This is a genomic window from Volucribacter amazonae, from assembly GCF_029783845.1.
In the GTDB taxonomy this organism is placed as follows: Bacteria; Pseudomonadota; Gammaproteobacteria; order Enterobacterales; family Pasteurellaceae; genus Volucribacter; species Volucribacter amazonae.
In genome coordinates this window covers 347,559-362,664 of record NZ_LWID01000001.1, presented here as the reverse complement: position 1 = coordinate 362,664, position 15,106 = coordinate 347,559, and the positions used below count along the sequence as shown (strand labels likewise).

Sequence of the window (15,106 nt, the reverse complement as noted above, 5' to 3'; positions counted from 1 at the left end):
GCTATAAAATCAACATGAATTGTTTATTCTCTAGTCTAATAGATAAAAAAAAGAATTTTCCATAAAAAAACAGTTGACGAAAGGTAGGAATATCAGCATAATTAGCCCCGCAAAGCCGATGAGGTGTCGCAACAGAGAAAATGGCTATGTAGCTCAGTTGGTTAGAGCACAACACTCATAATGTTGGGGTCACAGGTTCGAATCCCGTCATAGCCACCATTGCGGAACTGGCGAAATTGGTAGACGCACCAGATTTAGGTTCTGGCGCCGAAAGGTGTGTGGGTTCAAGTCCCTCGTTCCGCACCATTCATCAGCTTGCAGTCTTAGTAGTAGGTGGGGTATCGCCAAGCGGTAAGGCACCGGGTTTTGATCTCGGCATTCCTAGGTTCGAATCCTAGTACCCCAGCCATACTATCATTAACAATCTATTTTTAATAAAGTTCCCATTGGGGTATCGCCAAGCGGTAAGGCACCGGGTTTTGATCTCGGCATTCCTAGGTTCGAATCCTAGTACCCCAGCCATTACAATAGCAATATAGCTTAGTCCTTTATTTCAGTAATACAATAAACAAATTTTTACGCTTTGATCGCCGTAAAATCCCTTTGTTTTCTTACCTTATTCAAATAGAGAACAGAGAAGTGCGGCCTATTTTGGCATTTATTTTGTTGCAAGTATAGTTGTTTCTACAACAGCGTTGGGGGAGCTTGGGGTTATTTTAAATGGAAACGACTATACGCAAACAATGAAATCCATTTTGTTTTATGCTAGAATTCGTTGCGAATTTTGTTTAACTTATGATGATTAGGAAAAAATATGAAAATATTAGAAGGGGCTGTTGCTGCACCGAATGCACGCATTGCGATTGTGATTGCACGTTTCAATAGTTTTATTAATGAAAGTTTATTAGAAGGTGCGGTTGACGCATTAAAGCGTATTGGTCAAGTAAAAGATGAAAATATTACGTTAGTGCGTGTTCCAGGAGCTTATGAATTGCCGTTGGTTGCTCGGCGTTTAGCTGAAAGTAAGCAATATGACGCCATTGTGGCACTTGGTACGGTTATTCGTGGCGGTACGGCACATTTTGAATATGTGGCAGGCGAGGCAAGCAGTGGTTTGGGGCAAGTAGCCATGCAAGCGGATATTCCAGTGGCATTTGGTGTATTGACCACTGAAAATATTGAACAAGCCATTGAGCGTGCAGGAACAAAAGCCGGTAATAAAGGGGCTGAAGCGGCATTAGTTGCTTTAGAAGTGGTGAACTTACTTGAGCAAATTAAGTCTGCATAATATGAATGTAAAACAGAAAAAAATTTCGCCACGCCATAGGGCGCGTGAATGTGCTTTGCAAGCCTTATATTCTTGGCAAATTTCGCAAAATCCAGCGGAAGATATTGAGTTAGCTTTTTTTAGCGATGATGAAGTGTTAAAAGGGACTGATAAGCCTTATTTTCGTCAGCTATTTCGTCAAACGGTACAGTTTATTGAGCCTATTGATGAGCAAATTAAACCTTATTTAGATAAGCGTGATTTTGATGAATTAGATCCTATTGAAAAATCAATTTTACGTTTAGCGGTTTATGAATTGAAATATGCCTTAGATGTGCCTTATAAAGTAGTCATTAATGAGGCTATTGAGTTGGCGAAATCCTTTGGGGCGGAGGAAAGCCATAAATATGTTAATGCGGTATTAGATAAAATTGCCCCCGTATTAGCACGCAAATAATAGGTTGAGGTAGGTAAATGACAGGGGAATTTGATCTTATTCAGCGTTATTTTACTGCCTCTACACATCCTCAGCGTAAAGATGTGTTGCTTTCTGTTGGTGATGATTGTGCCATTACCAACATTCCTGCTCATCAATCTTTAGTGATTACTACCGATACGTTAGTTGAGAATATTCATTTCTTTTCTGATATTGCACCGCAAGATTTAGCTTATAAAGCCTTAGCGGTAAACCTCAGTGATTTAGCTGCTATGGGGGCTGAGCCTGCTTGGGTTTCTTTAGCATTAACCTTGCCAAAATTAGATGAACAATGGTTAGCTCAATTTAGTCAAAGTTTTTTTCAAGTGTTAGATCATTATAATGTTGATTTAATTGGCGGCGATACCACTAAAGGACCTTTATCTCTGACAATAACAGCACATGGTTTAGTAGCAAAGGGGCGAGCATTATGCCGACATGGGGCAAAGGCAGGGGATTGGATTTATGTTTCAGGCAGTTTAGGCGATAGTGCCGCAGGTTTGGCATTATTACAGCAATGCCAACAGCAAGGAAAAAGTGCGGTCAATTTTGAGCAAGAATTTTTAATTCAACGTCATTTGCGTCCAACCCCAAGAGTTTTGCTAGGATTAGAGTTAGCATTATCACAATTAGCCAGTTCAGCTATTGACCTTTCAGATGGCTTAGCAGGGGATTTAATGCATATTTTGCGGCGTAGTCAATGCTGTGCCAAGGTAGAATTGACAAATTTACCCTTATCGCCATCTTTGTTAAATCAAGTGGCAATAGAAAAAGCACAACAATATGCACTCACTGGGGGAGAAGATTATGAGCTTTGTTTTACCGTAGCTGACCATAATCGGGCAAAATTAACTAAATTGCTAAATCATATTGGTGTGCCTTTAACTTGTATTGGGCAAATTCATCATGGCGAGCCAACAATTCATTATGTGAAAGACGGAAAACCGATAGATTTGGTTTTAACAACAGGTTTTGATCATTTTAAATAAGAGAGAATAATGAGAAAAAAATTAATAGGACTTAACTTGACCAATCCCATTCATTTTTGTGCCGTAGGTTTTGGTTCTGGTTTGCTTTCACCTGCCCCCGGCACTTGGGGAAGTTTAGCTGGATTATTTATTGGTGGGGGATTATTGTCTGTTTTATCAGCTCAAGGATTTTTATTATTTACTCTGCTTAGTTTTGTGTTGGGCTGTTATTTTTGCGGTAAAACGGCTAAAGATATGGGCGTACATGATCATGGTTCTATTGTTTGGGACGAATTTGTAGGGATTTTTTTGGTATTACTTGCCATTCCAAGTTTGACTTGGGGGTGGTGCATTATTGCTTTTCTACTCTTTCGTTTCTTTGATATTCTCAAGCCTTATCCCATTCGTTATTTTGATCAAAAATTACATAATGGTTTTGGCATAATGATCGATGACGTATTGGCAGCAGGTTATAGTATTTTATTGATTGTTTTATACCGAATACTGGGATAATGGCATATTATGCGGAATTTTCTTTTAATCGAATATTCTATCGCCGGGTAAAAGGCGAGCATAAACTATTTAGGACGATTAAGTAAATCCGCAAGCCCTGCTTTCATCATTGACATTTGCGATTCATATAGGGCTTTGCTTTCTTGTTCGTCAATCATAAAGTTAATGGTTTCGGATAACGTCATCTTATTTTTTTTAGAGTATTTTGAAAGCCGTAACCAAACAGCATATTCTAAATCAATGGATTTTTTCTTAGTCGCTTGTTTCTCGGCATTAAAAAAGCGTTTTCGCTTAGCACGAATAGCTTGATCCAGTTTCACCACTAAATGCGGAGCAAGATGCTGATCAATCCAGTTTTCAATAAGTGCTGGATTATTTTGTGCTTGAATTAATTGTTGTGCAATATCTTGTTCAAGGCTTTTTTCAGTATAAGCAGTAATGGGTTCTCCATTGCGTTGTTTTTTGACTAAATAAAGCCATTTCCAATGGGCTTCTTGATTTTCAAGTTTCTGATATTTCATGCGCATTCCTAGCGAGTAAACGAGAGGAAGAAGTATTTCATCAATAATATTCTGTTATGTTACCTGTTCAGGGTTTTTTTGGCTAGTGTTTTTATAGCCGTTCCACTTTAAAATAATACGGTGCAGGCATACCTTGCCTTATTTTAAATTGAAACAACTATAAGAAAAAGAAATAAAAAACGGTGGTAAAAACCACCGCACTTTATAGACGTTATAAATGATTTTATTCATTTTCATCAATGGTAACGTCGTCTTCTTCATCAACCTCAGCAACACGCTCTAGGCTGACTAATTGTTCGTTATCCACTGTACGGATTAAGCGTACCCCTTGAGTATTACGACCGACAATGCTCACTTCACTTACACGAGTACGGACTAAAGTACCAGCATCAGTGATTAACATAATTTGATCGCTTTCTTCCACTTGAGTAGCGGCGACCACTTTACCATTACGTTCACTCACTTTAATGGAAATAACCCCTTTGGTGTTACGCGATTTGGTTGGGTATTCAGCCAATTTTGTACGTTTACCATAACCGTTTTGGGTTGCTGTAAGGATTTCGCCATCATTTTTTGGTACAACTAAAGAAACCACTTTATCAATATTGAGATCGAGAATATCTTCATTGTTATTATCCTCAATATTGTCCTCGCTTTCTGAACTATTTTCATCATCACTGAGGTCATTGGTTAAGGCAAGTTTAATACCTCTTACCCCTGTTGCAATACGCCCCATTGCTCGCACCGCACTTTCACAGAAGCGTACTACACGCCCTTGTGCGGAGAATAACATAATTTCATTGTTACCATCGGTAATATCCACCCCGATTAACTCGTCTTCATCACGCAAGTTCAAGGCAATAATGCCATTGGCTCTTGGGCGACTAAATTCGGTTAAGGCAGTTTTCTTCACGATACCACCTGCTGTTGCCATAACAACAAATTTATCTTCTTCATAATCAGAAACAGGCAAGATAGCGGTAATACGCTCATTCTGTTCTAAAGGTAAAATATTGACGATTGGACGACCTCTTGCCCCTCGGCTTGCTTGTGGTAATTGATAGACTTTCAACCAATATAAACGCCCACGACTTGAGAAACAAAGAATCGTGTCGTGGGTATTAGCCACCAACAATTTCTCAATAAAGTCTTCCTCTTTCATTTTAGTGGCAGATTTTCCTTTACCACCGCGACGTTGAGCTTCATAGTCCGTTAAGGGTTGATATTTCACATAGCCTTGGTGAGAAAGGGTAACCACCACATCTTCTCGTGCGATTAAATCTTCTAAATCAATATCGCCCGAACTAGTGGTAATTTCAGTACGGCGTGGATCATTGAATTGTTCACGAATTTGCTCTAATTCTTCACGAATAACTTCCATTAAGCGTTCTGGGCTGCGTAAAATATGCAACAACTCGCCGATAACATCGATCAATTTTTGATATTCTTCTAGAATTTCATCTTTACCCAGGTTAGTAAGTTTTTGTAAGCGTAAGTCCAAAATTGCTTGAGCTTGTACTTCAGTTAAATAATATTTGTTATCACGAATACCATATTCCGCCGATAATTCTTCCGGGCGAGCGGCATCAACCCCAGTGGCGGCTAACATTTGTGCCACATGACCGAGTTGCCAACCTTGGCTTAATAAGGCTTGACGCGCGGCTTCAGGATTAGGTGCTTGACGAATTAACTCAATAATAGGATCAACATTGGCTAAGGCAATGGCAAGCCCCTCTAAGATATGTGCTCGTTCACGAGCTTTGCGTAATTCAAACACAGTACGGCGTGTTACTACTTCGCGGCGGTGCAACACAAAGGCTTCAATTAATTGTTTGAGGTTAAGCACTTTTGGCTGCCCATGGTCAAGGGCAACAATATTAATCCCAAAGGTGATTTGTAATTGAGTCAGGGCGTAAAGTTGGTTAAGTAACACTTCCCCAACGGCATCACGTTTTACTTCAATCACAATCCGCATACCTTCTTTATCGGATTCATCACGCAATGCACTAATTCCCTCGACTTTTTTCTCTTTTACTAAGTCAGAAATTTTTTCAATTAATTTCGCTTTATTGACCTGATAAGGGATTTCATTAACGATAATGGTTTCACGCCCTTTTTCATCGGTTTCAATATGGGCTTTGGCACGCACATAAATTTTACCACGACCTGTTTTATAGGCTTCTTCAATGCCTTTTCGACCGTTGATTAATGCCGCGGTAGGAAAGTCTGGGCCCGGGATATATTGCATTAATTCATCAATACTAATGTGATTGTTATCAATATACGCTAAACAACCATCTAGCACTTCGCCTAAATTATGGGGCGGAATATTGGTTGCCATACCTACGGCAATCCCTGATGAACCATTGATTAATAAGGCAGGGACTTTAGTTGGCAACACCTCTGGGATCATTTCTGAGCCGTCATAGTTCGGTACAAAATCAACAGTTTCTTTGTCTAAATCCGCTAATAACTCGTGAGCAATTTTGGTCATTCTCGCTTCGGTATAACGCATTGCTGCTGGGGAATCGCCGTCCACTGAACCGAAATTACCTTGCCCGTCAACTAACATATAGCGTAGTGAGAAAGGTTGAGCCATACGCACAATAGTATCATACACTGCACTATCGCCATGTGGGTGGTATTTACCGATGACGTCCCCCACGATACGGGCGGATTTACGATAAGGTTTATTATAGGCATTGCCACCCTCGTGCATAGCAAATAATACGCGACGATGAACAGGTTTTAAACCATCACGCACATCGGGTAATGCACGACCAACAATCACAGACATGGCATAATCAAGATAAGAGGATTTTAATTCTTCCTCAACGCTAACAGGGGTAATATCTTGGGCTAAATCGCTCATTGAGAATTTCCTAAGCTATAAAATTTATCAATAAAAATTGGCGAGATTGTACCATAAATTGTATTATTACCCTAATTTTTCCAAGTAATTTGTGAGATTTATGTAAGTGAGTAACTTCTTGAGAAGAAAATGGTAAATACATCGGATAAGTTCGCCCAACAGGCGCAGCATTGGTGGGATCCCAATGGTATATCTAAGCCCCTACATCGGCTAACTCCTTGGCGTTTAGCCTATATTATGCAACAAAATCAAGGCATTGTAGATAAGCAAATCCTTGATTTAGGTTGTGGTGGTGGCATTTTGACGCAGGCTTTAGCACAACAAGGGGCAAAGGTAACGGGCATTGATATTGCTTGCCCCTTATTACACATTGCCAAGCAACAAGCTCGCCAACAAGGCTTACAAATTGATTATCATTGCATTGATATTGCACAATATTCGCCAGATAAACGTTTTGATTGTATTTTGTGTTTAGACGTTTTACAACATATTCACAAACCTGAATCTTTACTGCATCATTGCCAACGTTTATTGAAACCCAATGGTAAACTGATTATTACCACCATTAACCGCAGTGTAATGGCGTGGATAGTGATGATTTTGCTAGCGGAAAAAATGTTAAAGCTATTACCCCAAGGCACACATCATTATGCACAATTTATTAAACCAACGACTTTAATTAAATTCGCCAAGAATATGGGATTTACATTGGCAGATTTGCAAGGTTATCGCTATAATCCTTGTACAGAAAAGGCGTATTTTATTTCACATTGCCAAGTCAATTATGTAGCTACGTTTATGGCTCAAGATTTATAGCGGTTCTACTCGTTTAAATTAAAACCTCTATATTATCCAGTACATAAAAGTGCGGTGTAAATTTAAAAAATTTTTGCAGGGCAAACAACTATAACAAGGATTATTATGCAAAATGTTGATCAACAAGAGCTTGATAAATTTGAAAAAATGGCGGATAGCTGGTGGGATCCGAATGGTGATTTTAAGCCTATTCATTTACTCAATCCTTATCGGTTAGATTTTATTTTGCAACAAAGTGGCGGGTTACAGGATAAATTAGTGCTTGATGTAGGCTGTGGTGGCGGTATTTTAGCAGAAAGTATGGCAAAACAAGGAGCAAGTGTTACAGGCATCGATCTTTCTACCGCCCCTTTAGCCGTAGCTAAACAACATGCACAAAGTCAACAACTCAATATAGATTATCAACAAATTGCCATTGAAGAGTTAGCCAGCCAAGTTGCATATCAAAACAAATTTGATGTGATTACTTGTATGGAAATGTTAGAACACGTCCCCGATCCTGCAGCAATTATTGCTCATTGCCAACAATTATTAAAACCCCATGGCAAACTTTTTATTTCCACCATTAATCGCACCCTTAAAGCGTGGGCATTGGTGATTATTGGAGCGGAATATATATTGAAAATGTTGCCTAAAGGCACACATCAATACGAGAAATTTATTAAGCCAGCAGAATTGCTTGCTTATACTGATCAAGTGCATTTACGTTGTCAGAAAATGGTAGGGTATCATTATAACCCCTTAAGTGAAAAATTTTGTTTAAATCACAATGTCAGTGCAAATTATATGGCGGTGTTTGGTCAGGAATAATCTCTAAGGAAAAGTAAGATTTTATATTGATGTTCGGCTAACAAAATCATTGCATTTTACTGCCACTAATCATACACTTATTTTCGTTCTCAATGGGGTGCTAAAAGTTTAGCTGAGAAATACCCATAGAACCTGAACTGATTAATATCTGCGTAGGGATTTGAGAAAGTTAAAAAATTTTTCTATTTTTGACCGCACTTAAATTCCTTTAATCTCAATTTAAAGGATTATCTTATGAAAAAATTAAAGACCTTGTTGTTTTCTACCGCATTAGCGGTTTCACCAAATCTCTTGGCAAAAACAACTCCAGTTACCATTTACGCCGAAGAATTTTTTTCTGCAGATTGGGGACCAGCACCTGTTGTTAAAGCCCAATTTGAACAAAAATACCCACAATGCCAAGCCAATATTGTGCCTTTTGATAGCCGTACCACCTTATTAAATCGGGTGCGTTTAGAGGGCAAAAATACCCAAGCGGATATTGTGATTGGCTTGGATAATTTTCAGCTAGAGCCTGCGGAAAAATCAGGCTTATTTGTGCCAAATCAAGTGGCTCTTAATCAATTATCCTTGCCGATTACTTGGCAAAATCACACTTTTTTACCCTATGATTTTGGACAATATGCCTTTATTTATGACAAAACCAAATTGACTAACCCACCGCAAAGTTTAGCGGAATTAATTGAGCGACAAGATCTCAACGTGATTTATCAAGATCCACGTACCAGTAGTATTGGACGTGGCTTATTGGTGTGGTTAAACTTGCTTTATCCTGAGGAACAAATTCCACAACGTTGGCAACAATTAGCGAGCCATACGGTTACTGTAGGAAAAGGTTGGACAGAAACCTATGGGGCATTTCTAAAAGGCGAGGCGGATTTAGTGATGAGTCATAATACTTCGCCGATTTATCATTTATTGCAAGAAAATAAAGATCAATATGTTGCCACAGAATTTAGCGATCCCGTATTATTACAAATTGAAATGGCAGCCAAAACGGTTAAGGGCAAAGATAACCTTTGTGCCGAGCATTTTTTAGGCTTTTTATTAAGCCCTGAGGCACAGCAAGAGATTAGCCGTAAAAATGTTATGTTATCTGTGACAGACGCACAGGTTGATCCTCTTTTTGATCAGCTTAAAGCCAAACAATTAAATACCAAAACCCTTGATAGCAGTGCAGTGAGTGCCGAGCAAATCAAACAATGGATCAATGTGTGGCAAACGGCATTAATTAAATAATGAAACTGCTCACCTTTATTCACAATCCGCAATTTCGCCCAAGGCATTATTTGGGCGGAATTGCGGTTTTATTGCTTTTGATCTTGGTATATAGTAACGCACTGCAAGCCATTTTTCGCTTAGAAAGCCCTAAGGCTTGGCTTTCTTTATGGGATCCTTATTTACGCCACGTCCTGTTTTTTAGCTTTGCACAAGCCTTATTATCGGCAGTTTTAGCGGTAATTGGGGGCTTACTCTTAGCCAGAGCCTTGTTTTATCAAGACGTTATAGGAAAAAAATGGCTACTTAAATTGTTTTCCCTAACCTTTGTTTTGCCCTCATTAGTGGTGATTTTTGGGGTTTTAGGCGTGTATGGCACAAAAGGTTGGCTGGCACAATTTCTCAGCTCTATGGGCATAGCTTGGCAACCCAATATTTATGGTTTAACAGGGATTTTATTAACTCACCTCTTTTTTAATATCCCCTTTGCTTGCCGTTTATTTTTGCCTTGTTTTCAAGCTATCCCAAGTCAACAACATCAGCTTGCGGCACAATTAAATCTACGAGGTTGGCAATTTATCCGCTTGGTGGAATGGGCATATTTACGTTCGCAAATTTTGCCTGCCCTCAGCCTGATTTTTATGCTGTGTTTTACCAGCTTTACCATTGTACTTACCTTAGGTGGCGGACCACAATATACCACCTTAGAAGTGGCAATTTATCAAGCGATTGTGTTTGATTTTGATTTAGCAAGAGCTTCTTTTTATGCCTTATTGCAATTTCTCTTTTGCTTTATGTTATTTGCCTTAACCAGTTGGCTTGGCAAACCAACCAACAACCCTTTGCAACAAACTAGCATTTGGCGGGCAAAACAAAAAAGTGCGGTGCGATTTTGGCAAATTTTTTTGATTATCAGTGTTTGCCTTTTTATTTTATTTCCCCTCTTAAATTTATTTATCACCGCATTAAGTTCCAAAGCATTGTGGTCTATTTGGCAATCGTCTCAATTATGGCGAGCCATAGGCTATTCGTTAGCAATGGCATTAAGTTCCGCCTGTTTTGCCCTCTTATTAGCCACTGGATTATTGTTATTATCACGCCGTTTACTATGGCTTTATTGGCGAACAACGGCAAACTTTTTGCTTAATTTTGGTATGTTAATTTTATCCATACCCACCTTATTATTGGCAATCGGATTATTTATTTGGCTACAACATCTTCGTTTTGATGAAATCTATTTATTTTTTATTGTGGTGTTATGTAATGGTTTAACCGCCATGCCCTTTGTTATCCGTATTTTATCCGCCCCAATGAACCAAAATATGCACTATTACGAAAAATTATGCCAGTCTTTAGGCATCAGTGGCTGGCAACGTTTACGCTTAATTGAATGGAACACCTTAGCTCAACCAATCAAATATGCTTTCGCTTTGGCTATGGCATTGTCCTTAGGGGATTTTACCGCTATCGCTTTATTTGGTAATCAGCATTTTACTTCATTACCTTATTTACTTTATCAACAATTAGGCAGCTATCGTGGCGATGAAGCCGCCGTAACGGCAATGATCTTATTAGTATTTTGTTTAGCCATTTTTGCTTTAATTGAGCGTAATAGCAAAACAGCGAGTGATAACAATGATTAAATTAACTCAGGTAGAATTTCATTATCAAACTATGCCCATGTATTTTGATTTGCATATTCCCGCAGGGCAACGAGTCGCCATTATTGGCTCAAGTGGGGCAGGCAAAAGTACCTTATTAAATCTTATCGCAGGATTTGAAATGGTAGAAAAGGGAGAAATTTGTTTGGCAGGAAAAAATTGTAACCAAATTGCACCGCACTTACGCCCTGTATCTATGTTATTTCAAGAAAATAATGTGTTTAATCATTTAACCGTTTGGCAAAATATTGCTTTAGGAGTACAACCTCATTTAAGACTGAATAAAACGGAACAGCAACAAGTGGCACAAGCCTTAGACGCAGTGGGATTAACCCCCTTTGCCACACGTTTACCTAGCCAATTATCAGGCGGACAAAAACAACGAGTCGCCTTAGCACGTTGCTTATTACGCGATAAGCCGATTTTATTACTTGATGAACCTTTTTCTGCGCTAGATCCGTTGCTACGCACAGAAATGGCAGACTTATTAGACAAATTATGCCAAGAAAAAGCATTAACAATGTTGATTGTTACCCATCAACCCAATGAACTCACAGGCAAAATAGATCGGATAATACGTATTGAGCAGGGAAGAATAATGAATTAATGCCTATAAAGCAAAATCCCCTCAGCGAGGGGATTTACTGTTATCTACTTATCACATTTCTCAATATCGTTACATTTTCCGTATAAATATAAACTGTGGGTTTCTAATTGAATACCGTGTTCTTTACTGATTTCACGTTGACGTTTCTCAATAATATCGTCATTAAATTCAAAGACCTTACCACAATCCACACAAATAATATGATCGTGATGTTCGCTTGGGGCTAATTCAAAAACGGATTTATTGCCCTCAAAATTATGACGAATTAAGATTTTCGCTTCATCAAATTGGTTTAATACACGATAAACCGTTGCTAAACCAATTTCTTCGCCTTGTTCTAGTAGCATTTTGTAAATATCTTCAGCAGAAAAATGCTGAATTTTATTTTTTTGCATTAATGCCAAAATCGTTAAACGTGGCTCAGTGATTTTTAGCCCCGCTTTTTTCAGTAATTTAATATTTTCTTCAGACATGGCAACCTCTTTATTTTGCTTTGACCCTACTTATATTAAGGGTAATAGTTCTCAATTTCAACTCTTGATGTTAAAAAATAACCTAATTTGCTAACTCAGCTAAACACATTTCATCATAAACTTGTTTAACCCAAGTTTGTACACGTTCAGCGGTTAATTCTGGTTGACGATCTTCATCAATGCATAGACCAACAAAAGTATTATCGTCCACTAAGGCTTGGGAAACCTCAAAATTATAGCCTTCAGTCGGCCAATGCCCCACAATAATTGCCCCATGAGGTTCAATAATGTTACGCACTGTTCCCATGGCATCACAGAAATATTCGGCATAATCTTCTTGATCGCCACAGCCAAAAATAGCCACTAATTTATCAGTGAAATCAATTTGTTCTAACGTTGGGAAAAAATCGTCCCAATCGCATTGTGCCTCACCATAATACCAAGTAGGGATACCAATCATAATAAAATCATAGGCTTCAATATCTTCTTTACTGCTTTTGGCAATATCACGAATATCTACTAATTCGCTACCAAGCTGTTTTTGAATCATTTTGGCAATATTTTCTGTATTACCTGTATCACTACCGTAAAATAAACCAACAATAGCCATATTAATTCCTTGCTTTTTGACTTTTCAAATAATCTTGTAAAATTGTTTCAATTAGTTCTGCCCGACTAACATCAAGTATGGCGGCTAATTGTTCTAAATCCTGTACCATATTGGTATGCAGTTTTAACTCAATTCGTCTTAATCCGCTTGATTTATCTCGTCTTAGCTGATTGCGTTTATTAATTCGCAACTGTTGCTCACGAGGCAACGGATTCGTTTTCGGCCGTCCAACTTTCGGTACATTAGCGAAGAGATCCAAAGTGATACAATCTGCATCTTGTTTTGCCATCGCTTAAACCATTGAATGTACTATAAGGCTCAAAATGAGAATGATAAGCCCCATTGAGAATGGGGCGAACTATAGCATAAATTTTGTTGAAATGAAATATTGGATAAGATGAAAATGGGGAAAGCTCAGTTTAAATGATAAATTTTTGTTAATAAATAAAGGTCAATCTATTCATTAATTATTATTTTTTACAATGATTAATTATTTCTTGTAAATTTACTTTAAATAAAGTAATCTTCGCAAGCTGTTATTGATAATAATTATTATTACTGAAATTTGCGAGGTTTTATGAAATTTAAAAAATGTTATTTGTCTTATTGTTGCTCAATGTTAATGGTAGGTTGTGCTTTCGGTGGTGGCAGCACTGAACCAGAGGTTGTGCCTGAGGCAACTTATACGACAACGGAAGAAGTTGAGAATAAAACGGTTTATAAAACGCCAGTTATTACTGTTCAGGAAGATAATCCTGAAGTGGGATATAGCATAAATGCCCCTATTCCTAGAAATTTATTGATAGAATATTCCGATCTTTTTGGCAAAATTCATACTCTTAACCCTGCAACTGAGTATGAAGAAAAAAGTGAGAATAAAGCCAGTTTAAAAATACGTTTTGCAACTGTACAAGAAGTAAATGGAACGAAACAATATGTGATAGAAGAGCGTGAAATTCCGTTGTCTTTTGAGGGGGATAAATGGAATTATTTATCTTCTTCAGCTAAGTTTGAAGGTGGCAGAGCAGTTTATTATTATGATGAATCTGATTTTAATGTCATTATTAAGTTATTTAGTAATGATAATACTTTGTTAGGTTTAGTTAGAATTAAAGATAATCAATTTCAAAATGCCAGTTTAATACAGCAAGATCCTTACTATATAACCTCCATTTTTTATAAAGGCTTTGATAAGACCCCTGTTGATAATATTCCTGATAATGGCACCTTTACCTATGAAGGACATTGGTTGTTTGCACATCAATTAAATGGTAGTGATGATTTAAATCCTTATGGGGGAACAGGTGAGGGATTAACAGAAGAAGATAAAGTAACCTTTATTGTTGATTTTAGCCAAAAAACTTTATCAGGGAAGCTCAAATCCAATTCAGGTGTGAAGATTGATTATGATGTTACCGCCAATATTAAAGGTAATAGTTTTTATGGTACTGCTAAGGGAAGTTATAGCGATAAAGAAAATAATCTAGGGCAATTTCTCAACGGTAAGAGTGATTCTGATGCGGTGGTTTTTGGTTCATTTTATGGTAATCAAGCTGAAGAACTTGCTGGACGCGCACTAGCTGAAGATAACTCTTGGGCAGGTGTTTTTAATGCCAAAAGGGATAATAGGGATATTAGCGAATTATATTCAGCAGGGATCTTGAGTTTTGAACAAGAAAAATTACAGGAGATGAAGAAAGTTGATTTTAATGGCGATATTCATCAATTAGTGGTTGACGGTACTGTAATTGATTTGAATACACAAGAGGGCAGTTGTTGTAATGAAATGCAATTTGCTCAATATGGTTTATATAGCCAACAAATTAATGATGAAACATCAGGTGGTTATTTTGTGCAGGGCAAACCTACCCCTAATTATCAAATTCCAACAACAGGAACAGCGGAATATGCCGGTTATTGGTATGGTAGTGGTACAGGTGTGGGTAATGTAACCGCCAATAAATTTGATGCACGTTTTGTGGCAGATTGGGAAAATAAAAAGCTAGCAGGTAATTTATATACGAAAGACCAATTAGTTTCTTCTGAAAATCCAGCGGTTAAATTTGATGCCAATATTCAAAATAATCATTTTTCTGGCACAGCGAGCATAAATTGGCAAATTGATAGTTCTAAGGAGGGATTAGGTAACGATCAAGCGATTACTGGTCAGGCTGCGGTACAAGGTATGTTTTATGGCCCTTCAGCGAATGAGTTAGGCGGACATTTCCTCAGTGAGGATAACAATGTTGGTGGCGTATTTGGTGGAAAACAGGTTGAAAATTAAGGGACAAAAAC

The 15,106-nt window shown here is 38.0% G+C and carries 15 protein-coding genes, 4 tRNA genes and 1 riboswitch; of the genes, 14 read left to right on the top strand and 5 right to left on the bottom strand.

Annotated elements, in window-relative coordinates; translation table 11 throughout:
- The first annotated feature begins 142 nt into the window (after positions 1–142).
- The 8 genes from A6A20_RS01775 (at position 143) to A6A20_RS01740 (ending at position 3,223) form a co-directional block, all read left to right on the top strand.
- A tRNA-Met gene (locus A6A20_RS01775) sits at positions 143–219 on the top strand.
- A 2-nt stretch (positions 220–221) separates the two neighbouring features.
- Positions 222–306: transfer RNA gene (locus A6A20_RS01770), tRNA-Leu, on the top strand.
- Between the two features lie 28 nt (positions 307–334).
- Positions 335–409, top strand: a tRNA-Gln gene (locus tag A6A20_RS01765).
- 38 nt (positions 410–447) lie between these two features.
- A tRNA-Gln gene (locus tag A6A20_RS01760) sits at positions 448–522 on the top strand.
- 292 nt (positions 523–814) lie between these two features.
- Complete coding sequence (gene ribH / locus A6A20_RS01755; RefSeq protein WP_279571863.1) at positions 815–1,288, top strand: 6,7-dimethyl-8-ribityllumazine synthase; 474 nt, start codon at positions 815–817, stop codon at positions 1,286–1,288.
- A gap of 1 nt (position 1,289) precedes the next feature.
- Positions 1,290–1,724, top strand: coding sequence for a transcription antitermination factor NusB (gene nusB / locus A6A20_RS01750; protein WP_279573718.1), 435 nt, complete (start codon positions 1,290–1,292; stop codon positions 1,722–1,724).
- Between the two features lie 17 nt (positions 1,725–1,741).
- Positions 1,742–2,731: a thiamine-phosphate kinase gene (thiL, locus tag A6A20_RS01745; RefSeq protein ID WP_279571862.1), complete on the top strand. Its 990-nt coding sequence runs from the start codon at positions 1,742–1,744 to the stop codon at positions 2,729–2,731.
- Between the two features lie 9 nt (positions 2,732–2,740).
- The gene (locus A6A20_RS01740) at positions 2,741–3,223 is read left to right on the top strand and encodes a phosphatidylglycerophosphatase A family protein (RefSeq protein ID WP_279571861.1); all 483 of its coding nucleotides are present in this window, start codon (positions 2,741–2,743) and stop codon (positions 3,221–3,223) included.
- Positions 3,224–3,288: 65 nt separating this feature from the next.
- Here the strand turns inward: A6A20_RS01740 and matP are convergent, their stop codons facing one another.
- Together matP and gyrA are read right to left on the bottom strand one after the other, a co-directional pair.
- Positions 3,289–3,744, bottom strand: a complete 456-nt coding sequence (gene matP / locus A6A20_RS01735) for a macrodomain Ter protein MatP (RefSeq protein WP_279571860.1) — start codon at positions 3,742–3,744, stop codon at positions 3,289–3,291.
- A 223-nt stretch (positions 3,745–3,967) separates the two neighbouring features.
- The gene (gene gyrA, locus A6A20_RS01730) at positions 3,968–6,616 is read right to left on the bottom strand and encodes a DNA topoisomerase (ATP-hydrolyzing) subunit A (protein WP_279571859.1); all 2,649 of its coding nucleotides are present in this window, start codon (positions 6,614–6,616) and stop codon (positions 3,968–3,970) included.
- 129 nt (positions 6,617–6,745) lie between these two features.
- Between gyrA and ubiG (A6A20_RS01725) the strand changes: the two genes are divergently transcribed.
- From ubiG (A6A20_RS01725) to thiQ, 5 genes are all read left to right on the top strand, one after another.
- Entirely contained in the window at positions 6,746–7,432 is a 687-nt protein-coding gene (gene ubiG, locus A6A20_RS01725; protein ID WP_279571858.1) for a bifunctional 2-polyprenyl-6-hydroxyphenol methylase/3-demethylubiquinol 3-O-methyltransferase UbiG, read from the top strand.
- A gap of 105 nt (positions 7,433–7,537) precedes the next feature.
- Complete coding sequence (gene ubiG, locus A6A20_RS01720) at positions 7,538–8,242, top strand: bifunctional 2-polyprenyl-6-hydroxyphenol methylase/3-demethylubiquinol 3-O-methyltransferase UbiG (protein ID WP_279571857.1); 705 nt, start codon at positions 7,538–7,540, stop codon at positions 8,240–8,242.
- Positions 8,243–8,325: 83 nt separating this feature from the next.
- A riboswitch (TPP riboswitch) is annotated at positions 8,326–8,419 on the top strand.
- A 57-nt stretch (positions 8,420–8,476) separates the two neighbouring features.
- A complete protein-coding gene (gene thiB, locus A6A20_RS01715) occupies positions 8,477–9,481 on the top strand; it encodes a thiamine ABC transporter substrate binding subunit (protein ID WP_279571856.1) in 1,005 nt (334 codons plus the stop codon).
- The gene (gene thiP / locus A6A20_RS01710) at positions 9,481–11,103 is read left to right on the top strand and encodes a thiamine/thiamine pyrophosphate ABC transporter permease ThiP (RefSeq protein ID WP_279571855.1); all 1,623 of its coding nucleotides are present in this window, start codon (positions 9,481–9,483) and stop codon (positions 11,101–11,103) included. The genes thiB and thiP overlap by 1 nt, the downstream gene beginning before the upstream one ends.
- Positions 11,096–11,728, top strand: a complete 633-nt coding sequence (gene thiQ / locus A6A20_RS01705; RefSeq protein ID WP_279571854.1) for a thiamine ABC transporter ATP-binding protein — start codon at positions 11,096–11,098, stop codon at positions 11,726–11,728. Before thiP ends, thiQ begins: the two co-directional genes overlap by 8 nt.
- Positions 11,729–11,772: 44 nt before the next feature.
- On the opposite strand, the gene fur is transcribed toward thiQ, so the two are convergent.
- The 3 genes from fur to ybfE form a co-directional block, all read right to left on the bottom strand.
- A complete protein-coding gene (gene fur, locus A6A20_RS01700) occupies positions 11,773–12,201 on the bottom strand; it encodes a ferric iron uptake transcriptional regulator (protein WP_132691341.1) in 429 nt (142 codons plus the stop codon).
- An 82-nt stretch (positions 12,202–12,283) separates the two neighbouring features.
- A complete protein-coding gene (fldA, locus tag A6A20_RS01695) occupies positions 12,284–12,811 on the bottom strand; it encodes a flavodoxin FldA (protein ID WP_279571853.1) in 528 nt (175 codons plus the stop codon).
- Position 12,812: 1 nt separating this feature from the next.
- Complete coding sequence (gene ybfE, locus A6A20_RS01690; RefSeq protein ID WP_279571852.1) at positions 12,813–13,100, bottom strand: LexA regulated protein; 288 nt, start codon at positions 13,098–13,100, stop codon at positions 12,813–12,815.
- Between the two features lie 288 nt (positions 13,101–13,388).
- On the opposite strand from ybfE, the gene A6A20_RS01685 reads away from it, so the two are divergent.
- Positions 13,389–15,095, top strand: coding sequence for a transferrin-binding protein-like solute binding protein (locus tag A6A20_RS01685; protein WP_279571851.1), 1,707 nt, complete (start codon positions 13,389–13,391; stop codon positions 15,093–15,095).
- Positions 15,096–15,106 lie beyond the last annotated feature (11 nt).